The 21,922-nt window shown below is 37.4% G+C and carries 19 protein-coding genes, 3 tRNA genes and 2 pseudogenes; 8 read left to right on the top strand and 16 right to left on the bottom strand.

What is annotated here, in order from left to right; genetic code table 11:
* Window positions 1–77 precede the first annotated feature (77 nt).
* The 3 genes from CYP26_RS07045 to CYP26_RS07035 all read left to right on the top strand — a co-directional run bounded on the left by CYP26_RS07045 (window position 78) and on the right by CYP26_RS07035 (window position 595).
* The gene (locus tag CYP26_RS07045; RefSeq protein WP_002942218.1) at window positions 78–284 is read left to right on the top strand and encodes a DUF465 domain-containing protein; all 207 of its coding nucleotides are present in this window, start codon (window positions 78–80) and stop codon (window positions 282–284) included.
* 134 nt (window positions 285–418) lie between these two features.
* Window positions 419–493, top strand: a tRNA-Gln gene (locus tag CYP26_RS07040).
* A gap of 27 nt (window positions 494–520) precedes the next feature.
* A tRNA-Met gene (locus tag CYP26_RS07035) sits at window positions 521–595 on the top strand.
* An 18-nt stretch (window positions 596–613) separates the two neighbouring features.
* On the opposite strand, the pseudogene CYP26_RS07030 reads toward CYP26_RS07035, so the two are convergent.
* From CYP26_RS07030 to CYP26_RS07015, 4 genes and pseudogenes are all read right to left on the bottom strand, one after another.
* Window positions 614–1,183 (bottom strand): annotated as a pseudogene (locus tag CYP26_RS07030) (tyrosine-type recombinase/integrase); the annotation flags it as partial.
* 332 nt (window positions 1,184–1,515) lie between these two features.
* Window positions 1,516–2,586: a GGDEF domain-containing protein gene (locus CYP26_RS07025; protein ID WP_258031451.1), complete on the bottom strand. Its 1,071-nt coding sequence runs from the start codon at window positions 2,584–2,586 to the stop codon at window positions 1,516–1,518.
* A gap of 165 nt (window positions 2,587–2,751) precedes the next feature.
* Complete coding sequence (locus CYP26_RS07020; RefSeq protein WP_181000884.1) at window positions 2,752–4,857, bottom strand: FtsK/SpoIIIE family DNA translocase; 2,106 nt, start codon at window positions 4,855–4,857, stop codon at window positions 2,752–2,754.
* A gap of 143 nt (window positions 4,858–5,000) precedes the next feature.
* Window positions 5,001–7,316: a flagellin gene (locus CYP26_RS07015; RefSeq protein WP_103630883.1), complete on the bottom strand. Its 2,316-nt coding sequence runs from the start codon at window positions 7,314–7,316 to the stop codon at window positions 5,001–5,003.
* A gap of 141 nt (window positions 7,317–7,457) precedes the next feature.
* Here CYP26_RS07015 and CYP26_RS07010 point away from each other — a divergent pair, with 141 nt between their 5' ends.
* From CYP26_RS07010 to CYP26_RS06990, 5 genes are all read left to right on the top strand, one after another.
* Window positions 7,458–8,204, top strand: a complete 747-nt coding sequence (locus CYP26_RS07010; RefSeq protein ID WP_103630882.1) for a YaaA family protein — start codon at window positions 7,458–7,460, stop codon at window positions 8,202–8,204.
* 124 nt (window positions 8,205–8,328) lie between these two features.
* Window positions 8,329–8,631, top strand: coding sequence for an HU family DNA-binding protein (locus tag CYP26_RS07005; RefSeq protein WP_012001719.1), 303 nt, complete (start codon window positions 8,329–8,331; stop codon window positions 8,629–8,631).
* Between the two features lie 71 nt (window positions 8,632–8,702).
* Window positions 8,703–8,789: transfer RNA gene (locus CYP26_RS07000), tRNA-Leu, on the top strand.
* Window positions 8,790–8,923: 134 nt separating this feature from the next.
* On the top strand, window positions 8,924–10,024 hold the full coding sequence (locus CYP26_RS06995) for a Cj0814 family flagellar-dependent secreted protein (protein ID WP_258031446.1): 1,101 nt from the start codon (window positions 8,924–8,926) through the stop codon (window positions 10,022–10,024).
* A gap of 82 nt (window positions 10,025–10,106) precedes the next feature.
* Window positions 10,107–10,814 carry a hypothetical protein gene (locus tag CYP26_RS06990; protein WP_103630881.1) on the top strand — a complete coding sequence of 236 codons (708 nt, stop codon included), beginning with the start codon at window positions 10,107–10,109 and terminating at the stop codon, window positions 10,812–10,814.
* Between the two features lie 81 nt (window positions 10,815–10,895).
* Here the strand turns inward: CYP26_RS06990 and CYP26_RS06985 are convergent, their stop codons facing one another.
* The 12 genes and pseudogenes from CYP26_RS06985 to tolB form a co-directional block, all read right to left on the bottom strand.
* Window positions 10,896–11,708, bottom strand: coding sequence for a cell surface protein (locus CYP26_RS06985; protein WP_103630880.1), 813 nt, complete (start codon window positions 11,706–11,708; stop codon window positions 10,896–10,898).
* A gap of 12 nt (window positions 11,709–11,720) precedes the next feature.
* Complete coding sequence (locus CYP26_RS06980; RefSeq protein ID WP_103630879.1) at window positions 11,721–12,854, bottom strand: Cj0814 family flagellar-dependent secreted protein; 1,134 nt, start codon at window positions 12,852–12,854, stop codon at window positions 11,721–11,723.
* A 15-nt stretch (window positions 12,855–12,869) separates the two neighbouring features.
* Window positions 12,870–13,673 (bottom strand): cell surface protein, encoded by an 804-nt coding sequence (locus tag CYP26_RS06975; protein WP_103630878.1) that lies wholly within the window; start codon window positions 13,671–13,673, stop codon window positions 12,870–12,872.
* Between the two features lie 12 nt (window positions 13,674–13,685).
* A pseudogene (locus tag CYP26_RS06970) lies at window positions 13,686–14,852 on the bottom strand (Cj0814 family flagellar-dependent secreted protein).
* Window positions 14,853–14,964: 112 nt separating this feature from the next.
* Window positions 14,965–16,068 carry a Cj0814 family flagellar-dependent secreted protein gene (locus CYP26_RS06965; RefSeq protein ID WP_103630877.1) on the bottom strand — a complete coding sequence of 368 codons (1,104 nt, stop codon included), beginning with the start codon at window positions 16,066–16,068 and terminating at the stop codon, window positions 14,965–14,967.
* 137 nt (window positions 16,069–16,205) lie between these two features.
* On the bottom strand, window positions 16,206–16,964 hold the full coding sequence (locus CYP26_RS06960) for a tRNA 2-thiocytidine biosynthesis TtcA family protein (RefSeq protein ID WP_103630876.1): 759 nt from the start codon (window positions 16,962–16,964) through the stop codon (window positions 16,206–16,208).
* Window positions 16,961–17,644 carry a 5'-methylthioadenosine/adenosylhomocysteine nucleosidase gene (locus CYP26_RS06955; protein WP_103630875.1) on the bottom strand — a complete coding sequence of 228 codons (684 nt, stop codon included), beginning with the start codon at window positions 17,642–17,644 and terminating at the stop codon, window positions 16,961–16,963. Before CYP26_RS06955 ends, CYP26_RS06960 begins: the two co-directional genes overlap by 4 nt.
* Complete coding sequence (gene fabD, locus CYP26_RS06950) at window positions 17,641–18,570, bottom strand: ACP S-malonyltransferase (protein WP_103630874.1); 930 nt, start codon at window positions 18,568–18,570, stop codon at window positions 17,641–17,643. Before fabD ends, CYP26_RS06955 begins: the two co-directional genes overlap by 4 nt.
* A 9-nt stretch (window positions 18,571–18,579) precedes the next feature.
* Window positions 18,580–19,164 carry an FKBP-type peptidyl-prolyl cis-trans isomerase gene (locus CYP26_RS06945; protein ID WP_258031450.1) on the bottom strand — a complete coding sequence of 195 codons (585 nt, stop codon included), beginning with the start codon at window positions 19,162–19,164 and terminating at the stop codon, window positions 18,580–18,582.
* 55 nt (window positions 19,165–19,219) lie between these two features.
* Window positions 19,220–20,062 carry a tetratricopeptide repeat protein gene (locus tag CYP26_RS06940; protein ID WP_002939416.1) on the bottom strand — a complete coding sequence of 281 codons (843 nt, stop codon included), beginning with the start codon at window positions 20,060–20,062 and terminating at the stop codon, window positions 19,220–19,222.
* Window positions 20,063–20,075: 13 nt separating this feature from the next.
* Window positions 20,076–20,582, bottom strand: a complete 507-nt coding sequence (locus CYP26_RS06935; RefSeq protein WP_002939415.1) for an OmpA family protein — start codon at window positions 20,580–20,582, stop codon at window positions 20,076–20,078.
* Between the two features lie 64 nt (window positions 20,583–20,646).
* Complete coding sequence (tolB, locus tag CYP26_RS06930; RefSeq protein ID WP_103630872.1) at window positions 20,647–21,903, bottom strand: Tol-Pal system protein TolB; 1,257 nt, start codon at window positions 21,901–21,903, stop codon at window positions 20,647–20,649.
* Between the last annotated feature and the right edge of the window lie 19 nt (window positions 21,904–21,922).

Genomic DNA, 21,922 nt, shown 5'->3' with positions numbered 1-21,922 from the left:
TTTATAGATCTAAATTTAGATAGCCAAACATTTACAAAGCCTTGTTAGAATTTATAAATTTTTTACAGGAGCTACGTATGTTACACGAATACACTGATCTCATAAATGAGTTGAAAAAAGTAGATGTTCATTTTGCCGCACTTTGCAAAAAGCATGACGAGCTAAATGAAAAAATAGACAGCAAAGCTGCACAAGCCTCTGAGCTTGATGCCTTGAAAAAAGAAAAATTAAAACTAAAAGACGAAATTTACGCCCAAATTTTAAAATACAAAGAGCAAAAATAAACAAACCATTTCCAAACCATTTTTTGCTTTTGAATTTTGGTTTGGAAAATTTTATTTTCAATAAAAATAATTTTTTTGCAAAAAACCTTGACAAATGACATTAAAGTCTATATAATTACAATTCTTAAAAACATTGGGGTATCGCCAAGCGGTAAGGCAACTGGTTTTGGTCCAGTCATTCAGAGGTTCGAATCCTCTTACCCCATCCACTTTTAAAAATCCCAAATAACTCTTATCGCGGAGTAGAGCAGTGGTAGCTCGTCGGGCTCATAACCCGAAGGTCGGCGGTTCAAATCCGTCCTCCGCAACCAAATATCTTACACTAAAAACTAAACGCCAACTCCCATACCGTCACGTATATCATCAACATTTAGATGGACATAATGCAAGCTGCTTTTGATGTCCTTATGACCCATAAATCTCATTAATTTATGTGCATTAAATCCTTTTAAACTCACTAACCTAGAAGCCACTGTATGGCGTAATACGTAAAGACCGTGAGCACTGTCATCTCCCTTATATCCTAAAAACTCTTTTACTAACCCCCACATTCTACTGCTACTATCAATATTTAGATGGGTTATAGGGCACTTATCTAGTGGTAGGTCTCTACAATCATCGTAAGCACCATTGGCTACCCAATAGTAGGTCATTCTAAGCACTCCGTTAGTTTTTGTTTCAGTAAAGAGTTTTAAAGCTTCCGCCCTACTTACACTCTTAGCTATTTCTAAGCGTTGCTTAATGGCTCTAAAGACTTCCATAACATTCTGCCCACAAGGTAGTGTCCTGCTTTGTCCATTCTTAGGAGCTCCTATGATAGGTTTCTTAGTCTTATGTGTCTTAACCGCCTTTGAAATAGAGAGTGTATCGTGCTCGAAGTTTATATCTCCAAGCTCTAATGCAAAGTATTCAGGGTCTTAGCCCAAGATTAGATAAGACTATAAAGAGCTCATATATCTCTACACTTGATAGTGCTTTAGATTTTTTAGCTCTGTTATATAAAAATTCTTTAGTGCTTAGAAGTTCATCATCTCTTAAAGCAGGTCTTTTGGTTACTACTTGCCTAACTTGAAGTCCTTTGAAGTTTGGCTTAGACTTAACCTTTGAATAGCATTCTAAGTCTATACGGTAAAAAGGGCATATTGTTCTGCGAATAAAAAATGAATAAAAATTTTAAAACACGCAAGAAGTTATATTTTTAATGTAAATTTAAAGCTTAAAATATAAAAAATCATTCAAAACAAACAACTTTATTTTTTCCAGCATTTTTAGCATCATAAACCGATTTATCAGCAGCTTTTAAAATTTTATCCTTTGCTGCGATCTTATCATTTACTGTAACAACTCCGATACTTGCAGATCCGATCCAGCAAGCATTTTTAAATTCGATACGTATTTTATTTATTTTTTTATGAATTTTTGTAGCTATTTTTAATGCACCATCAGCATCAGTACTAGGGCATATTACTAAAAATTCATCTCCACCTATACGGCATATTATATCATCAGTGCGTAGATTAAATTTAAGGACATTTGAAAATTCCACAAGCACAACATCGCCAGCATCGTGCCCAAAAGTATCATTAATTGTTTTGAAATTATCAAGATCGAACATTATGATAGTAAATGGAACTTTGCTTTCAGTGTATTTTTGCAAACAGGCTTCAAGCTCATAACTCATTCTACGACGATTTGCAAGTGCTGTTAATTGGTCGGTCATAGCTAAAATTTCTAATTTTTTATTGCTCTCAAGCAACTCTTCTGTGCGCTGTTTAACTTTTTCTTCAAGTGAATTTTTAAGCATCAAAAGTTCTTCATTATATTTCATCAAAACACCAAAAACACCATTAAATGATTTAACTAAAGTATCAAGCTGCTCGTGATTTACTCCACTAACTTCTTCATATGCCTGTTCTGGAGTATAGCCTGATTTTATAAGTCGTATTTGAGCGGATAAATTTTTATCTATGCCAAGTATATGAAAGGTCAGCCATTGCACCAAAAAGTCAAGTAGTTCTTTTGCCTCAACCTTTATATTATTTGAATTTAAATTTTTATATTTTGATGTAACTTCTTTGATAAAAATTCTGTGAGCTTTGAGATGTTCTTTGGCGTGTCTTACATCAACGCCTGCCTCCAGCATCAACTCTTCTTCGTTTGAAAAATGATATTTTGTATAATCAACCAGTTCTTCAAACAAAGGTATCATATCACTTAAAACGGTATTTTGTATAGCAAGTTTGTTTCCTAAAGAGTTGATTATTTCAACCAAATATCTATGTTCCGAATCAACTTGTTTAATATTTGTTTCAAATTACCTTCCCCAGGCAAATACGACTTGTTGCGCCATTTTACTACTCCCTGCATAGCCTTATTTGCGCTTTATTTTATTTTAATATAACTTATATATAAATAAAATTTTTACTAGAAATAAGATTAGTTTATTTTTTTAAATATAAAATTATATTTAAACTAAAATATCCCTCTGCCCTTTTGCATTGACTGGGCTTAAAACGCCCATTTTCTCCATCTGCTCGATTATATTTGCAGCTTTGTTGTAGCCTATTTTTAAGCGTCTTTGTAGGTAACTGATAGATGTTTTTTGCTCGCTTAAGATGATCTCTTTTGCCTCTTCATATAGCTCATCAAGCTCATCTTCGCCTAATGCGCCAGCAGCCGAGCCTGCGCTAGAGCCCTCTTCTGCTAAGAATTTCTCATCATAGATCACATCTTGTTGTTCTTTTAAGAAATTTACGATCGTCTCGATCTCTTTTTCACTAGCAAATGGCGCATGCAGCCTGATCACTCCAGGGCTTCCAGGAGGTGTAAATAACATGTCACCGCGTCCTAGCAAGCTCTCAGCCCCCATTTGATCAAGGATGACCTTACTATCGATCCTCTGCCCTACTCTGTAGCTTATCCTGCTTGGCAAATTTGCCTTTATAAGGCCAGTCACGACGTCGACACTTGGACGCTGGGTCGCCACTATCAAGTGTATGCCACTAGCCCTTGCCATCTGCGCTAGACGGCCTATATAAAGCTCCACGTCCTTGCCGCTAGTCATCATAAGATCGGCTAGCTCATCAATGATCACGACGATGTATGGAAACTGCTCGCCACCTTCACTCTTCATCTTTTCGTTGTAGCTCTCTATATTTTTTGTGCGAGTTTGGCTCATTATCTTATATCTTCGCTCCATCTCAGCGACCATATTTGCAAGCGCTGTGATCGCCTTTTTCGCCTCAGTGATAACCGGTGTCAAAAGGTGTGGAATGTCGTTATATATGCTAAATTCAAGCATCTTTGGATCTATCATCATTAGGCGCAAAGTTTGTGGGCTATTTCTATAAAGCAAACTTAAAAGCATCGCATTTATGCCCACACTTTTGCCTGATCCCGTTGTTCCAGCGATTAGCAAGTGAGGGAGCTTTTTAAGGTCAGTCACAAAAGGAGCGCCCACGATATCCTTGCCAAGGGCCATGGTTAGCGGACTGCTCGCATTTTTAAAGACTTCGCTTTCTAAAATTTCTTTTAGATAGATCGTCTCTAAATTTTGATTTGGCACTTCGATGCCAACGACATCTTTACCAGGGATCGGCGCTTGGATACGGATCGTTTGCGCCTTTAGCGCCATGGCTAGGTCATCTTGTAAAGTAAGAATTTTACTCACCTTTATGTGCGGAGCTGGACGAAATTCAAATGTCGTAACGATAGGGCCAGTGTAGGTTCGCACCACGTCGCCATCTATCTTAAATTTACGCAGTTTGTCGAGTAAATTTGAAATTTGCTGGTCGATCTCCGCCTCATTTATATTGTGCGAGCGCTTTGGAGGGTCGTTTAGAAATTTAAGCGGTGGCAAGACAAAGTCTTTTGGCTTTTCGACCTTGCCGCGTTCTATCTGATCAAGAAGTTTTTTATTTTCAGCCACTTCATTTAAAATTTCAACCCCGCTTATAGTTGCAGGTCTGCTCTCTTGTACTGGCTCCATCTCTGGCTCCGGTTCAAATTCTGGCTCGCTCTCTAAATTTGGCTCATCATCATTTAGCACCTGCGCGTCTATAAGCTCTTCTTCTTTTATCTCTTCGGCTTTTGGCTTTTTGCGCTCTATCTTTGGTATCTGCCTTGCCCTTACCTCTTTTACGCTTCTGCTTTTTTCTTCATAGCCATTTGGCTCTTTATCTACAAAAGCCTTTCTTAAAACGATGATAAAATTTTCTCTAAAAGCAAGTCCAAGTGAGATGATAAATATCATAAGTATAGCAACCGCAGTGCCGATAGCACCGATGACTTCTTTTAGCGCTGAGACTATAAAGCCGCCTATCACGCCACTATTTGCCCCAGAAGTGGTTAGCGCTTGAAACATCAAAAATGCGATAAAAAATAGAAAAATCCCAACTACAAACTGGGCAAAATCAAAGTCAAATTTCTTAAAATTTTTATATACAAAATAGCCTAAAACGATAAGTAAAAATGGATAAACATAGGCTATAAGGCCAAAATACTTGATATTAAAAACACCAAGACTTTGTCCAAGTGAGCCTACAAAGTCAGCAGTCGGAGCGGCCGTAGCGATGCCAAAATATACAAAAAAACAAACAAAAATAGTAAATAATATATGTCTTAAAATTTTAGATCCTTTTGTTAAAAAGGCTTATTATAGCACGCTTGAGTTTAATTTTTAAAAAATCAGCAAGCTAGGCCTGCTGATTTATCATTTTAGTTTAGGTAGTTTAGCAAGCTTAGTTGATTTATCTTAGCGCTTGCTTGAAGAGTAGCTTGATATGAGAGTGAAAGCTGTGTAAATTTAAGGTATGACTCTGCATAGTCTGCGTCTATGACGTCATTTTTAACAGTTAGTACATTTACTTTCATGACCTCTGCGCGCTCTTTTGTCGATGTCAAAAGCTTGGTTTGAGAGCCGATCTTTGTAAGCTCTTTGTTTGCGTGGTCTATAAGGTGATCAAGCCTTTTTAGAGCACCCTGCATGCCGGTATTTCGCGGATCGTGGTTCTCAGAGTCAGCTCTATAGTAGCCATTTCTAACGGCAAATATCATATCATCAAGGTCTTGAAAGACACTTGTGCTTGGCTCATCGATAGTTAAAGCATTATTTTCGTTAAAGCTAAATACTGAGCCCTTTCCTTGAGGATGACTTGCAGCGCCAGCGGTGTTCATGCCAGTGCTATCTCCGTCAAATATATCTCCATTTTTTGCATCATACATAGTAAGCTCTATATTTGTGACAGATTTTGTCTTGTCAGTTAGCACCATCCTGCCCTTATCGTCTAAATTTACCTCTACTGCACCTTTAGTCTTTGACAAAGCATCTTTATAGGCGTTATAGTTTTGATCTCTTCTTACCTTTTCGATATCTGTATCAAAGTTCGCATTTTCTGCGTGTGGAGGATTTGGGATGTTATCGCTTGCAGCCATCGCTACGATGTCCATTAGCTGGCGATATGTAAAGTCGCTTGCATAGGTTCTGTAACTGCCAAATTCATCTGAGTTATAGACGGTCAAATTTCTAGTTGGAGATACCACGCCAGCAGCTGTTGTTGATGTTATTTGAAACTGCACTGGGGTATTTACGCCACCTGCTTCGCCCATTTTTACTTTGATGTCATACATTGTGCCAGTTATTGATTTTACTTGAAGACCTATCTCTTGATTATCTATATTGTAAAGCTCTCTTTTTCTAGCATCGACATCTTTTGGGTATAAATTTCTATTGTAGCTCTCTTTTGTGCCAGAAACCTCACTTAGCTTTGTCTGATCAGTTGCAAACTCACCCGTTCTTCTAGCTACCTGAGGTAAATTTGCTATTAGTTCATTGTCTTTTCGCTCAAATCTAACTTTGTCATAGTCAAATGCGTTTGTCAAATTTCCATCTTTATCAAGGTATTTGCTCTTTGTAAATTCAGTTATATGAACCGTTTTTGGCACAGCATTTGCCATATTTTCAAGGCTTTGTAACGAATTTACCGTATCAAGAGTATTGTTTGGAGCTATCGCACCACGATTTGCCGCCACAGAAGTAGCTGCAACCATGTGAAAGTCTATCGTTTGATTGCCTTTAGTAAGGTCTTTTATATTAAATTGTCCGTCGTTATTTATGCTCACATCAACAACTTTTGTCGTCTTTGTGTTGCCAAATTCCATACCGATCTTCTCCATCAAACCAGCCATTGACGTATCAGCACTCATCTTAAATTTACTTGTAAATGTCGTGCCGTCTGGCTTTTTGCCCTGCATGAAAAAGTATGTGTCAGGGAAATTTACATTTGAAGTATCCAAAAAGTCGAAATCTGGCTCGATCGTGCCTTTATAAGAGCCGCCACTGCCCACGACTGAGTCGCTAGCGTAGTTTAGACCGATCATATTTTTTATCTTACTATTTTCGTCAAGATATTTTGGTGCATAGGAGATGTCGGTTCTAGTTTGATCGGCTAGCATCACGTTTGTTGTTAAAATTTTGTTGTAGTCGCCATCTTTTCCTAAAAATAGATCAAATCCCGGGATATTGTAAGGAAGCTCTACCTGCGCGCCAGCTGAAGTTTTCATATAGTCGCGGTTGCCTTGATATTTGCCTGAGCCATCTACCGGCTTAGTATCCACAGCACTTCCTGAGAATAAAAACTGCCCATTTATAGAGGTATTTGCGATATTTACAAGGTGGTTTTTGATGCCCTGAAGGTCGTTTGCTAAAGCTTCAAGAGATGTTGTGCTATGCACGTCACTGGCTGCTTGAACAACTTTTGTTTTAAAATTTTCAAGCTGTTTTTCAAATTCTTTCAGTGCATTGTCTGTGTTTTTTGCAAAATTTACTGACTTACCAGTAGCATCTGCCACTTGAGTGAGAGTGGTCGCTTCATAATCAAGCCTCATAGCATCGTTATAAACTGCAGCGCCGTCGTATGGATCTTGTATTTTAAGTCCGTTTGAGAGCTGCTGATAGCTTTTATTTACGCCAACCATATTTTTTTGATAGTCGTGCAAAGTCTGACTAAAACGTAGTTGATTTGTAATTCTCATAATTTTTCCCTAAATTTTTATTCACTCTAAGCAAGAATAATTCCGCTTTGTGATATATCGGTGAAAATTTGATTTTTTTTAGTGCAAAAAAGTTTTATTGTATAATCTGCCAAAATTTACATATATAAAATAGGAAAGAAAATGGCGTTAAAAATCCTCTTCTCACCAAGCGAAAGCAAAATTTCTCTAAACACAAGTGATAAATTTGATGGTAAAAATTTGATATTTCCCAAGCTTTTTAGCAAAAGGGCTGAAATTTTAAATAAATATGATGAGTTTTTAAAAAGTGCAAATTTAGACGAGATAAAAAAGCTTTTTGGACTAAAAGAGCTTGAAGATAGCGAGCAGCTACGAGAAAGTCTATCTCAAAAAGGCAGCATAAAAGCTATCTTAAGATATGACGGCGTTGCCTACAAGCACTTAAACTACCGCGGGCTAAGCGATGATGCTCAAAAATATATAGATAATAATGTTTTAATATTTTCAAATTTATTTGGGCCAATTTTAGCAAAAGATGAGATAGCAGAGTACAAACTAAAGCAAGGCGAAAAGCTAGCTGGCTTTGATATTTCAAAATTTTATGAGCAAAATTTTAGCAAGGCGGTCGATAGCTTTTTAGAAAATGATGATATTTTAGATCTTAGAGCTAAATTTTACGAAAAATTTTATGTGATAAAGAAAGAATTTACAACATTTTGTTTCTTGAAAAATAAAAAGATACTAAGCCACCATGCAAAAGCTTATAGAGGTGAGGTTTTGCGCCAGATCGCAAATGCTAAAGTGACAAACAAAGATGAGCTAATGGCTCTAAATTTTGAAAATTTAAAACTTGTGGATATGAAAAAAATAGGGCTAAAAAACGAGATTACGTTTGAAATTTGTGAGTGAGAGTTCAAAATTTGGTCTTTTTTACTAAAAAAATGCAAAAAAAGAGCTAAATTTAGGGAAAAAGTATTGTATTTTTTTTTAAAAGAGTGTAGAATTGCCGCATAACTTCTTAAAAGGATGGTTCATGAAAAAAGCTGAATTTATTCAAGCGGTTGCCGACAAGGCTGGTCTTTCAAAAAAAGATACTCTAAAAGTTGTTGATGCGACTTTGGAGACAATCCAAGCGGTTCTTGAAAAAGGCGATACAATTAGCTTTATAGGCTTTGGTACTTTCGGTACTGCTGACAGAGCTGCAAGGAAAGCTAGAGTTCCTGGAACTAAGAAAGTAATCGACGTTCCTGCTAGCAAAGCAGTCAAATTCAAAGTTGGCAAAAAACTTAAAGAAGCAGTTGCTGCTGGCGCTGCTAAAAAAGGTAAAAAGAAATAATTTTCTTTTTCGGGGAGCAACTCTCCCCTTTTTCTTTCTTCTCACAAATTTAAAATTTCAATCTTAACTTAGCCCGAGTGGTGAAACTGGTAGACGCGTCAGACTCAAAATCTGATAAGGGCAACCTTGTGTCGGTTCGAGTCCGACCTCGGGCACCATTATACAATATCTTATAAATGATATATATCATTACAAGTAATTATTTTTTACAGAATAATAACAGAGTAAGAAATACTAATCACTCGCTGGAACACCTTTTGCTTTAAACATAAAAGAAGCTAGGAGGCAAACCGTGAATGATATTAGCATCTTAAGCACCAATATAAATTCATACACCAAGCAACAACACAAACAAAATAGATCTGCAAATTTTAGTGATGTTTTTAACCAAAAGACCAAAGAAGAAAGTAGTAAGCCAAGCCAAGAGCCTGCTAAATTTACTTATACCACTTCTTCACAAAACAGCCTCATCTCTTTAAATTTCAGTGATCTCCAAGCTTATGGCTACACAGTAGATAAGGCAGGCTTTATGGGAGCTGATTTTAACAAAGCAGCAGGCTTGCCACAGGACTTTAAAATCCACAAAAGCACACTTGATGAGCTTAGTAGATTTGCCGAGCGCAACCATGTGCTAAACCGCATCAAGAGTAAGGACGAGCAGATAAAGATCTTTGATAACATCGATATGGCCGACACTATAAAGCACTACTACAGACTATTTGACCAAATGACCTCTGCTTTAGGCGATGATAAAAAGAGCTACACCATTGCAGATATAGGTAAACTACCAAAAGGCTACAGCACAAAAGGCACTCACTATGATGCCAAAGGACATTTGCTAAAAGATCTATCAAGCTCCACTATCTCAAACATCTACTCTAGCGCCGATGAGCTAAAGAGCGCCAAAACTCTTAGCAAAGAGCTATCAAGTGCAGGCGTTAGGCTCATAGTAAAAGAGGTTGATTTTACGATGAGCGAAGCAGGTGATGAGTTTAGTTTTAATCCTGATATCTCTTTTTATAAGTTAGATGAAAGTTACAGCAAAGAGGCTCTTTTTATGGGTTTTTTACGTAGTTCTAGACCGCTACCAAGCGATAGTGCAAAGACTAAGCTTAGTAGCACTACGCTAAATGATATCTCAAGCACCGGAGAGCATAAAGAGTACTTTGTGGATTTTGAAAAGGTTGGTAAGGATAGTGAGAGCATAAAAGCACTCATAAAAGAGAGACTTAAAGAGCTAACCCTTTTAATGTATGCAAGATCAAAGAACATTAACGCAGAGAGTGTCACTTCAAACGAGTATGAGAAATTTAAGCCAACTAGAGAGGATATAAATTCTCTAGCAAATTCTTGGAGTGAGAAGATAAGTTCTATTAGTAAGACTTTTGTGTAGATAGAAGTCATATATAAACTAAATTGTTGAAAGATCGATTTACAAACTAAGAAATTTTCACTCAAACAAAAGGCTTTTAAATATGATAAGCAGTGTAAATGGATTTACATATCAAAATATGAGGTATGAGCCAGCTGGAGCGGAAGAGAAAAACATACAAACAAAAGCAGAGCAACAACCTGATAAAAATAAAATAAACGATGATAGCAATAATGCTGTAGCAAATAGCGCTCTACAGCGCATTTTTGGTAACTACATGAGCGGTATTGCAGCTGATGGTAGGATAACCATTTGGGGTAAAGCAACAGGACTTGATAGCTCGATAAGCAAGGACGAAGCAAATTCTTTGTTGCGCTTTATACAAGAGAGCAAGACAGGCGATTTTATGCCAATGATATCTGATGATATTAGCGACGAGTTGCTAAACTCAGCTGATCTTAGTATCAGTGAATTTAAAGAACGCTGGCTACAAGATAGAGCAAGGATGGCAGAGAAGCTAGAAAAGAGCAATGAAGATTTTTTCGCACAAGTAGATGCTATGAATGAAGAAGCTCAAAGAATTTTAAATAATAAAAACAATGAGTCAGGCTCAAATGACATAAAAGAAGAATCTTTTAAGCCTATTCAGGGGCATAGCAAAAACACTGAAACTTATGACATTACTAAGGATGAGAAATTTTCATATTTGCTCAAACTTCAAGAACTTGAGAGAGAACGAGGTATCGATGTGCTTCGCATTATGCAAAAACTTGAAGAAAATGGTAAAAAAGTTGTCGATAAAAGGGTTTAGCTTTATCTTTATATCTAGCACAAGCCACCACTAAGTCATCCCATGACAAGATAGAGAATGATCCTCGTTCTGCTTTATCCATCAAGCCATCTTATTTAAAATTTGCTTCTTATCTATCTTTTGCATAAGCTCTAAGACGTCTATGCCTCTTTTTTCTTTGAAATTTAAAAGCTCTCTTGCATAGAGAAATTTCTGATCCTTGTTTATATCATAGGTCTCATACTTCTTTTTAACCTGCATAGGTTTAAATTTCTTCTCGCTTTGCTCTTTGGCAAGATTTGCATTGTATTCTTGTTCTTCTTTGTGTAGTTTGGCCAGAAATTCTTTATGCTCTTTTGTAGTTTTTTCTACATCTTCTCTATAAAGCTTCTTAAACTCTTCTATGCTTAGATCAGCTCTAACAAACAAAGCAGCACCATCATTGCTCATCATCGTATCTTCAGAAAATGAATTTACAAAAGCTTCTAGTTCCGCCTCCTCTTCTGCTGTGCCAAGACCAACCATTTTACCAACTATCGTTGGCTTGCCATCAACAGAGTTTGTAAGCAACCAGTCCATGTAATCTTGGAGTTCGCGAACTCTAAATTCTTCCATATTTTCTGGTTCTCTTTTTGCTGCTAAAGCTCTTCTTTCTTTCATGGGGTAATCAGATAGCATATTATCTATTCGATTTATAGTATCTGTTATCCAGCCCTCTTTGCTTTTGTCTATATCTATAAATTCTTTTATAGTTTCGCTCCAGGGTTTAAAAAGATTCTTTGAGTAGTCAAATTTTTCTTCGGTAGCGTTTTTGTCTTGCTTGCCTTCTTTGGCTACATTTTCTGTTGCATTTTCTTTTTGAATAGTGCTATCTTGTATTGGTGTATTGCTAAGTCCGTTTATGCTAGTTATCATTTAAGCTCCCCCCTACGCCTTTATATCAACATCTCTTTTTATACCAAGCATATCTACTAGGTATTTTCCAGCTGGGTTTTCATTTAGCTCTTTTACTAAATTTAAAGGTGGCATACTAAATTTCAAAAAGCTATCCATAAAGTCTTTGCTCTTTTTACCATCTTTGTCTATCTCACCAAAGAGTAGCTTTAGCATTTTTAGATTATGCTCCATCATCTTTTTAAATGAGAGTTCGTCTTCTTGGTCGCTAAATTTATCAAGGCTTTGTCTGTGTCTTACATAATCTTGCATATAATCAGGCAACATAGAGACAGCACCATCATCTGCTTTTGAGAAATTTATCCCATAAGCCATTTGCCACATAGCATTAAAGGCATTAAATGACCTTTGAAATTCCTTTGTGTTGATGTTTTTATCATAGCCGCCATATTTTCCTATCGCAGTGGTTTCGCCCTCGTATATGTCTAGGTTGTGATTTAGCACGCCAGCTATAAGGCCACCTTTGGTTACGGAGCCATCTTGATTAGTGTATTTCTCTCCGTGTGGATCCATAAATATACCAATGACCTTGTTTTCTTTACCGCCATTTGCGTTGTTAAAGATGTATGTTACGTTTTTTGGATGTATCTGCTTGTCTGCCGCAATAGACAAAGAGCCATTGTAAAAGAGCGTGCTTATGGTCTTTGTTGGCGTATGCACAAAGCTATCTTCTACCGCAGAATACTCACTAGCACTAGCATATCTTTTATCTACTTGCAGACTTTGACGATCATAAGAAAAGCCTTGAGGGAAATTTCTTATATCATCTGGGCTGAAGCTTTCTTTCGAATTTAGCGTGTCTTCGCCAACTACTTGAGCTAGCAACCTATAAGCGTTGCCAACTGTTTTAGCTATATCGATACTTTTAAAATTCTTGATGTCTGGATCCATTATGTCATTTGATCTTACTAACGACTCCAGCGTGCTTGAGTGAATTTTATAATCACTTGGTATGCCAGCTTGTTTATTAAACTCATCTGTAAAGTAGCCATCCTTATCTACCTTGTAGCCTAAAACTAGAGAGCTAGTTTGGTGTGTAGAAACTTTGGTTGATACCTTTATGTTCTGCTCTAAATTCAAGGGGTAGCTACCAAGTGCGTTTATCATATTGATCCTTTAAATTTAAGCCATCTTATTTAAAATTTGCTTCTTATCTATCTTTTGCATAAGTTCTAAGACATCTATGCCTCTTTTTTCTTTGAAATTTAAAAGCTCTCTTGCATAGATAAATTTTTGATCCTTATTTATATCATAGGTCTCATACTTCTTCTTAACCTGCATAGGTTTAAATTTCTTCTCAGCCTGTTCTTTGGCAAAATTTGCATTGTATTCTTGTTCTTCTTTGATTATCTGTTTTCTTTGTTCTGCAACATCATTTGTAGCTTTTTCTCTTGCTTTGGCAAATAAAGTCTTAAATTCATCTATGCTTAGATCGGTTCTATTTAAAAGACTAAGCGACTCGTCATTATTATTTGGATAAAGGGAGGACATAGTTTCCATAAAAGCATCTAGTTCATCTTCTTCTTCTTTTGTGCCGATACCTATTAATTTTCCTAACATGGTTGGCTTGCCATCAACAGAGTTGGTAAGTAGCCAATCCATATAGCTTTGTAACTCTCCAACTCTAAATTCTTCCATAGTTTCTGGAGGGTATTTTGATGCTAAAGCTCTTCTTTCTTTCATGGGGTAATCAGATAGCATATTATCTATTCGATTGATAGTATCTGTTATCCAGCCCTCTTTACTTTGGTCTATATCAATAAATTCTTTTACATTATCAGTCCAGGGTCTAAACATATACTTTGAGTAATCAAATTTTTCTTCGATGACGCTTTTATCTTGCTTGCCTTCTTTGGCTACATTTTCTTTGTGGATAGTGTTGTCTTGTATTGGTGTATTGCTAAGTCCGTTTATGCTAGTTATCATTTAAGCTCCCCCCTACGCCTTTATATCAACATCTCTTTTTATACCAAGCATATCTACTAGGTATTTTCCAGCTGGGTTTTCATTTAGCTCTTTTACTAAATTTAAAGGTGGCATACTAAATTTCAAAAAGCTATCCATAAAGTCTTTGCTCTTTTTACCATCTTTGTCTATCTAACCAAAGAGTAGCTTTAGCATTTTTAGATTATGCTCCATCATCTTTTTAAATGAGAGTTCGTCTTCTTCATCTGAATACTTACCGACAAACCCAGTCGTTAGATCTACATAGACAAGGTCTCTTTTATACTTAACATACTCTTGCATATATTCAGGCATACCAGCTAGATCAGAGTCGCTTGCTTTGTTGAAATTTGCTCCAAATTTCATCTCACCCATAAGCTCAAATAGTTCAAATGCTCTACTAAATTCTTTACTATCTATGCTCTTATCAAAGCCTTGCTTCTTTCCAAAAACGGTCGTTTCACCTTCTTTGACGTCAAGGTTGCTATTTATGACGGCCGCTAAAAGGCCACCTTTGGTTATAGAGCCATCTTTATTAGTATATCTTTCGCCGTGCGGATCGATAAAAACACCACTTCCCACACTCTCCTTGCCACCATTATTGTTGTTAAAGATATCTGTTGTTGGCTTTAGTGGCTGCCTGCCATCTCCACCGCTAAAGCTTGGGTTGAAAAAGAGCGTGCTTATCATCTGCTTATTTGACTCTTTGTAGTTAAAACTAGAAGCAGCTGCATCGAAGTCGTAAATAGAATTATGAATTTTTGTTACTTGCATACTTTGGCGGTTATACTCAAAGCCTTGAGGGAAATTTCTTATCTCATCTAAGCTAAAGCTTTCTTTTGAGTTTAGTATATCTTCGCCAACTACTTGCGAGAGTATTTTATAGGCATTGCCAGCAGTCTTTGCTATATCTATGCTTTTAAAGGTGCGACTAAAAAATGAAGTCCCCTCTGCAACATTTACTAACGACTCCAGTGTGCTTGAGTGAATTTTATAATCACTTGGTATGCCAGCTTGTTTATTAAACTCATCTGTAAAGTAGCCATCTTTATCTACCTTGTAGCCTAAAACCTCTGAGCTCGTTTGGTTGGTGGCAACTTTGGTTGATACCTTTATGTTCTGTTCTAAATTTAAGGGGTAGCTACCAAGTGCGTTTATCATCTAATATCCTTTTAGCTTCATACCAAAGATATCGTCTTTTTTGTGAAAAGATTTACCTAGTAAATTTAGCTACTTTTGATAGAGCAAATGCCGATCTTAAGAGATGCCTAAACTACTTTTGTCTGCCTAGGGCATAAATTTGATTTAGCTCGTTAAAAGCTAAATTTATATTATCCTCGCTTGGCTTTATGGTGCTATTTTTTAGTAGCTCAAGCACTAAATTTTTAAAATTTTCTCTATCTTCTGCTAGCTTTTTAAGACTAGCCACATCGCTCAAGCTTTTGTTTCTATGATCCTTCGTCTTGGCAGCGATGAAGGCGTTATTTAGCAAGACTTCAGGCTTTAGCGCAGTCTCTCCACCTTCTAGGATCGCAGGACTTTCTGACTTTAAAAAGCTAATAAACAAAGCCTCTTTTTTGTAACCAGACTCCGTTTTATAGTAAGAGACGTCTGGGTTAAAGCCACCACTATTTTCCTGCTCTAAATTTGCAAAATTTAGCTTTTTAAGGTTCGTTTTTATGCCTAGTTTTGCTAGATCTTCGCTAAAATTTGATGCGAGCTTCATTTCATCTTCGCTACTAAAGATGTTTGTAACGACCTCGTTTTTGCGACTATTTAAAAAATCAATATTTGATCTATCGCTCAAGTCTGCGTTAAAATCGATGCCTTTCATCCCTTGCGAGATGTAGCCTTTTGGCAGATTTGCTAGGTCGCTATCTGTAAAACCATCTTTATTTAAACTCTTGCCCATTACCTGAGAAAAGATAGCGTAATACTGACCTATCGTGTCTGCTATGTCGATATTTTCAAAGACGTCATTGTCAAAAAGCTTGCCGCTTGCGTTGCTATAAAGGACACTATTTATATTATTTTGCTTTGTTGCGAAGTTTAGAAACTCTTTTATCGTGCTTTTGTGAAGCTTAAAGTCCTGTGGCAAGCCGGCTGCTTTATTAAAGCTAGCATCCATAAAGCCAGCATTATCGCTTTGATAAGCTAGCTCGTTTTTATCTTTAAATTTCACACTATAAATGCTTTGCTGTGTGTCTTTTGTAAGCTCAAGTCTTTGTAAATTTTGTGCAATGTCTTTTGTTTTTTCATTATTTGCAAGAGCGTTTTGAAATTTGACACTTTCAGACTGCTCTTTTTGAAGTTTCCTTGCTTTTGCCTCAGTAGCTACTGAGCTATACTTTTGCGTGCTAACACTAAAAATGCTCATTTACGATCCTTGCTTATCAAATTTATATTTAGTAAGCAAGGAGCGTTCCTGCTACAAAATGTGTTTTTACTTTTTGGATGTGTTGTAAGAAATTTGGTTTTAAATTTAGCTTTAAGGGCAAAAATGAAGAGTTAAATTTACTCTTCACTGCCTTCGTTGATACCAAAAAATGTATCTGTGTGGATATTTTCAAATGCTGCTTTAAGCGATGTAAAGAGCTTTGGATTTTCTTTCTCTAAATTTGCCAAAAGCTGCTTGGTCTCATATCTAGCGTGTGGCATCTTCACGTCAAATCTCATCGCAGGACATGCCTCATCGCCAACAACTCTTAGCTCATTTTTGATCGCATTTTCGCGAAGCTGTCTCTCACGCACAAAGATAAATGGCCTGATCACGACGATGCCATTTTTTGCTTTGTATTTTGGAGCAAGCGTCCTTAGCGCGCCATTGTAGGTGAAATTCATAAAAAAGCTCTCCGCCGCATCGTCCAAGTGGTGAGCGATCGCAAGCTTGTTAAAGCCGTGCTTTAGCGCATAGGTGTAAAGATATCCTCTTCTCATACGCGAGAAAAAGCTGCAAAAGCTAGAATTTTTGCGTATCTTCTCCTTTGATATCTCAAATATCGAGCTATCGATCACCTCGTGCTCTATGCCATGCTCGTTGCAGTGTTTGGTAAGATACGCGTAGTCTTCGCCCATGCCGTAGCTTAGCGTCACTGCCTTAAACTCAAATTTCTCAGGCGTGACGTTTTGGATGTGCTTTAGCACGTGAGCGAGCGCGAGGCTATCTTTGCCGCCACTAAGGCCGAGTAAGATCTTATCTCCACCCTCTATCATCTTGTATCTAGCGTTTGTCTGACCAACCTGCCTTAGTAGCCTTTTGCTAAGCTTTATCATAAGCTCTCCACCATTTCTAGGATAAATTTAGCGCTCACGTTTGCTGAGTCTTGCAAGAATTTATCAAAGTCAAACTCAGCCTCGTTGCCAGCTCCGTCGCTGATGGCTCTAAGGATGAAAAATGGCACGCCAAGCGTTTCGCAAACTAGCGCAACGCTCGCACCCTCCATCTCGGTAGCACTCGCATTAAATATCTTTTTGATCCACTCTTTTTTCTCGTTGTCGCAGATGAACTGATCGCCAGTTGCGATGATGCCTGAATTTAGCCTCATGCCCTTTTTACTAGCGACATTTTTAGCTAGCTCATTTAGACCCTCATCGCTCTTAACAAAGATACTTGTCCCTGGCACAAAGCCGTATGGATGACCAAAAGCTGTGATGTCAAGGTCGTGCTGCACAAGGCTGATGGCATATAACATATCGCCTATTTTTAAATTCTCATCAAGTGAGCCAGCAACGCCTGTAAAAAGCAGCTTTGAAGCCTTAAATTTCTCTACCAACAAGGTCGCAGTGATCGCCGCATTTACCTTGCCGATCTTCGAGTAGGCGATGACTAGGTTCTTACCTTTGTAGTTTGCCTCGTAAAATTTGTTGTTTGCGTACTCTGTGGTTTTATACTCTCCCACCATCTCAAGGATAGGTGTGATCTCCTCTTGCATCGCTCCAAGTATCGCTATCATCTCTCCTCCAAAATCTTCACAACCTCTTCAAGGCTCGCCATGTCTGTGACGCTGTATGTCGGTTTTTCTGTGATCTTTTTGTTTATGCCTTTTAATGTCGCAGCACCAAGCTCGATAAAGCAATCAACCTCATTTTCATAGTTTTTAATGCTTTGTTTATAACGAACTGGATGCGTTAGCTGCTCTTTTAAAAGCACTAATGCCTCTTTTTTATCAGTGTAAATTTTTGCATTTACGTTTGAAACGACTGGGGTAAAATTCGCAGCTAAAACTCCTTCTAGCTCGCTTGCTAGCCTAACGCTAGCTGGCTCAAGTATCGGGCAGTGGCTAGCTACTGACATATTTAAAAGCATCGCTCTTTTTGCACCTGCTTCTTTAAATTTTGCCTCGTATTTTGCAAGGTCAGACCTCACACCAGCTACAACGATCTGACTATCGCAGTTGTAGTTTGCAGCGTAAATTTTTAAGCCTTCATCCTGCGCTTCTTTGCAAATCCCCTCAACGACTTCATCGCTAAGTCCAAGCACCACCATCATGCCAGCATCTTTGCCAACGCAGGCTTCTTGCATAAATTTACCACGTAAATTTACAAGTCTAATCGCCTCAACAAAGCTAAATGCGCCACTAACGGCAAGAGCTGTAAATTCTCCTAGCGAGTGCCCTAGGCTAAATTCTGGTTTGGCTTTTATGAAATTTGAAAATGCCAGGTAGCTCATAAGCGAGTTTAAAACGATGGCAGGTTGGGTAAATTCTGTCTTGTCTAGCTTATCATTTTGTGTAAATAAAAGCTCTTCAAAATCGATGCCTGTGTCGTTGCAAGCGTCATTTAATAGAAGTTTTGCCGAAGAGAAATTTTCATAAAAGTCTTTCCCCATGCCAACACTTTGCGAGCCTTGACCCGCAAAAATAAAAGCAAATTTTTTCATTTTGACTTCTTAGTGGTGATGATGTCCGTGACCGCCACAACCGCAACCACCTTCGCCATGTCCGTGACCACCGCAGCACTCATGCTCGTGATCATGATCATGTCCGCCACAACCGCAAGTGTGAGCACCTGCCACCATGCCAGTTGCTTTTTCATCTTCAGTAGCGTCTCTAACTTCTAAAATTTCAACATTAAATAGCAAGTCTTTGCCAGCGTATGGGTGGTTAAAATCAACTGTCACTTCGTCATCTTTGATCTCTTTAACGATGACGCGAACACTTGAGCCATCTTCATTTTGACCAAAAAGCTCCATGCCTTCATGTAGGTCTATACCGGCAAATTGCTCTTTTGGAAGTGATTGGATGGCGTCTTTATTGTATTCGCCACAACCCTCAGCTGCTTTGATATTTATAGTAGCTTTGTCGCCTGATTTTAGTTTGCCAACTTCTTCTTCAAGCTTTTCTATAATGTGGCCATGTCCTGTAATAAAAGAAATTTGACCACCTTCTTGCATATTTGACTCTAAAATTTCGCCAGTATTAGCGTCTTTTAGCTCATAAAACATAGTTATAACTTGATCTTTACTCACAATAATCTCCTTGGAATTTAGTTTTGATTAATGCGAGATTATATCTAAAAAAGAGTAAATTTTAGTTTCTGTTGGGAGCAGCTTTGGCTTCTTTACTATCTGGATAGCCTACTTTTAAAGCCTTATAAAACCTATTTGCACTTTGAGTATCACCTATCTTATCAAAGCTTATAGCTGTGTGATACAAAAGTTTTGGAGTGTAGTCAGCCTTATCTTCACTTTGTATACTTTTTTTATAGTATTGTATGGCTGTGCTGTATGATTTTTGACTATAAGCAACTTCGCCTAGATAATAATTTGAAGCACCAGTTTTATAGCCTTTTTTATTTAAGTATTCAAAATATTCAGCTGCTTCTGTGCTATTACCAGAATTTAATAGTTTAATGCCGTCAGCTAAAATGTCCTTGTCGCTTTTGCCACTAAAATTTGAAGTTGGCTTATTTTGTTGTTTTGGATTTGCATTTTGCTTTGGTTGAGCAGCGTTTTTATCCATTATCGCGCCTAACTTATTTAAGGCAGCAGTAATGTTTTTATAGTTTTTATCTTGTATATCTCTAGTCTCATCAACGTAAGCTTTTAGCGATGTTAAACTTACACCAGAATCGCTTATACCACCATTTACTTTGGTTTCGATATCGTTCATTCTTTGCTCAAGCTTGTTCATCCTAGCACTCATACTCTCGATCAAGCTTTGCAAACCTTGAAGTTGTTCTGAAACATTATCCATGTTTTCTTCGATATTTTGAACGCTTCTTTTGTTACTTAGAGTTGCTTTTTCATCATCTGTTAGACCGTATGGATTTGCGCTATCCATATTGCCTGCATCAAATGCTGAAACTTCTTGAGCTGAACCTATAGAGAAAGCGGCTCCAAGAAGAGCCGCAATGATTATTTTTTTATTCATTATTACTTACAGATTAAGGAAGCACTTTGAAATCTGCACGTCTGTTTTGAGCATCGCAAGCTTTTGTTTTGTCTGTACAAACTGGGTTGCTTTCGCCAAAGCTTACTACAGCGATTCTATCAGCGCTAACGCCATTTCTTACAAGAGCATCTTTAGCACTTTTAGCACGTTTTAGACCAAGAGCATAGTTATACTCATCTGTACCCCACTCGTCGCAGTTACCTTCTACTTTTATAGAAAGAGCTTGAGCGTCAGCTTGGTTGAATACTGATGCATTTGAGCTAACAACACCTTGTTGATCAGCTTTGATATTGAATTTATCAAAGTCAAAGTATACACTTTTAACTTGGCTCTCGATGTTAGCGATAAGAGCTGCTAATCTATCAGCATCACTCATGCTACCTGAGTTATCTGCAGATTGATTTGAATTTGCATTCATATCAACTTCAGGGTTTTTAGAGCTACAACCGCTCAACAATAAAGTTGCAACTGCAACACTTGCTAGAACTACTTTTTTCATTCCTTATCCTTTTTGAAAAATTTGGTCGAATTATAACATATTTTTTTTAAATATTATCAGAATATTACCAATCAATAGATTGAATTTTACCTACTTTTAGTGGAAATTGGAAACTTCTGTTCTCATTTAATCTAACAACTCCAAGCGAGCTTTGACCACCAAGTTCTTTGATAAATACGACACTTTGACCATCACTTGAAAATCTTGGATAGTTATTTTTACCATTTGCTGTAAGCTGACGGATAAAATCTGTTTGAGTTGAGATCAGATAGATGTTAAAACCACCACTAGCTTCTCTACTTGAATAAACTACATAGTTTTCAAAAGTGCTTACTGAGTTGTTGTTTTTACCATGAAATACCATTTGCTCAACACTTCCACCTGAGGTTGCAGGTGTTGCGAAGATGTTTGGATATCCAAGTCTATCTGAAACAAAAACTATTCTGCTGTCATTATCTACAAAATTTCCATTTACGTCAATGCCTGGATAGTTTGTTATCTGAGTTAAATTCTTACTACCTGTGTTGTAGATAAAAATATCTGGCTGATCTTTTGGCGCCATAGTTAATAAAATTTTGCTTCCATCTTTGCTAACGTCTGAAGCTATAAGCATACCAACGCTGTCGATTATCTTCGTTTTTGTGCCTGAATTTAGGTCATATCTAAACAAAGTTGGTTTATTATTCACATAAGATGTATAGTAAAATTTACTTTGATCAGCGCCTGCCCATTTAGGGAAGATGTTTAGACCACCGCTTACGATTGTCTTTTGATATGTAAGTGTGTAATCAGCCACTATAATAGAGCTTTGGCGAGCTGAAGTATATTTTGCAAGAATGATAAATTTCTCCATCCAACCAACTGGTGGTAAATTTAGCTCATTTGTTAGCTCAACTATGCTTTTGTGTGCCAAAAACGGATACTTCGCACCATCAGGCATGTTATATACTCTCTCATACCTTGTAGTTGCAGTCTTTGCGTCGATGAGTTTTACTCTTAAAGTAAGAGGTGAGCCCATAGAACCCTCAAGAGCATATCTAAAGATAAGCTCAACACCTTTGTCGCTCATTGTATTTGTAGCTGCCGTTCCTTCGTAGGTTGAAGGCACGTGATCTTCGATAACCTCAAAGTCAGAACTAACTTTCAAGTCGCCTAGCATAATCTTAAAGAATTTATCTCTAAAGCCTGCATCACTAACAGCTGTAGTTGCATCTTGCAAAGCTATCTTTGGCAGAGCAACACCTTGGTTTACAACAGATATGGTCGCATCAGCAGCATAAAGCCCTAGAGCAACGCACAAAAAAAGAAAAATTTTCTTCATCTCTACTCCGTAAATTTAT

This window comes from Campylobacter concisus (assembly GCF_002913225.1).
Lineage (GTDB): Bacteria > Campylobacterota > Campylobacteria > Campylobacterales > Campylobacteraceae > Campylobacter_A > Campylobacter_A concisus_J.
The sequence above is the reverse complement of the archived record's forward strand: the minus strand, read 5'-3'. Positions and strand labels throughout refer to the sequence as shown.

Bases quoted from the DNA above. Each gene is read 5' to 3' on its own strand.
- CYP26_RS07045 (WP_002942218.1), top strand. From the start codon at position 78: ATGTTACACGAATACACTGATCTCATAAATGAGTTGAAAAAAGTAGAT.
- CYP26_RS07015 (WP_103630883.1), bottom strand. From the start codon at position 7,316: ATGAGAATTACAAATCAACTACGTTTTAGTCAGACTTTGCACGACTAT.
- CYP26_RS07010 (WP_103630882.1), top strand. From the start codon at position 7,458: ATGGCGTTAAAAATCCTCTTCTCACCAAGCGAAAGCAAAATTTCTCTA.
- CYP26_RS07005 (WP_012001719.1), top strand. From the start codon at position 8,329: ATGAAAAAAGCTGAATTTATTCAAGCGGTTGCCGACAAGGCTGGTCTT.
- CYP26_RS06990 (WP_103630881.1), top strand. From the start codon at position 10,107: ATGATAAGCAGTGTAAATGGATTTACATATCAAAATATGAGGTATGAG.
- CYP26_RS06985 (WP_103630880.1), bottom strand. From the start codon at position 11,708: ATGATAACTAGCATAAACGGACTTAGCAATACACCAATACAAGATAGC.
- CYP26_RS06980 (WP_103630879.1), bottom strand. From the start codon at position 12,854: ATGATAAACGCACTTGGTAGCTACCCCTTGAATTTAGAGCAGAACATA.
- CYP26_RS06975 (WP_103630878.1), bottom strand. From the start codon at position 13,673: ATGATAACTAGCATAAACGGACTTAGCAATACACCAATACAAGACAAC.
- CYP26_RS06965 (WP_103630877.1), bottom strand. From the start codon at position 16,068: ATGAGCATTTTTAGTGTTAGCACGCAAAAGTATAGCTCAGTAGCTACT.
- CYP26_RS06960 (WP_103630876.1), bottom strand. From the start codon at position 16,964: ATGATAAAGCTTAGCAAAAGGCTACTAAGGCAGGTTGGTCAGACAAAC.
- CYP26_RS06955 (WP_103630875.1), bottom strand. From the start codon at position 17,644: ATGATAGCGATACTTGGAGCGATGCAAGAGGAGATCACACCTATCCTT.
- fabD (WP_103630874.1), bottom strand. From the start codon at position 18,570: ATGAAAAAATTTGCTTTTATTTTTGCGGGTCAAGGCTCGCAAAGTGTT.
- CYP26_RS06940 (WP_002939416.1), bottom strand. From the start codon at position 20,062: ATGAATAAAAAAATAATCATTGCGGCTCTTCTTGGAGCCGCTTTCTCT.
- CYP26_RS06935 (WP_002939415.1), bottom strand. From the start codon at position 20,582: ATGAAAAAAGTAGTTCTAGCAAGTGTTGCAGTTGCAACTTTATTGTTG.
- tolB (WP_103630872.1), bottom strand. From the start codon at position 21,903: ATGAAGAAAATTTTTCTTTTTTTGTGCGTTGCTCTAGGGCTTTATGCT.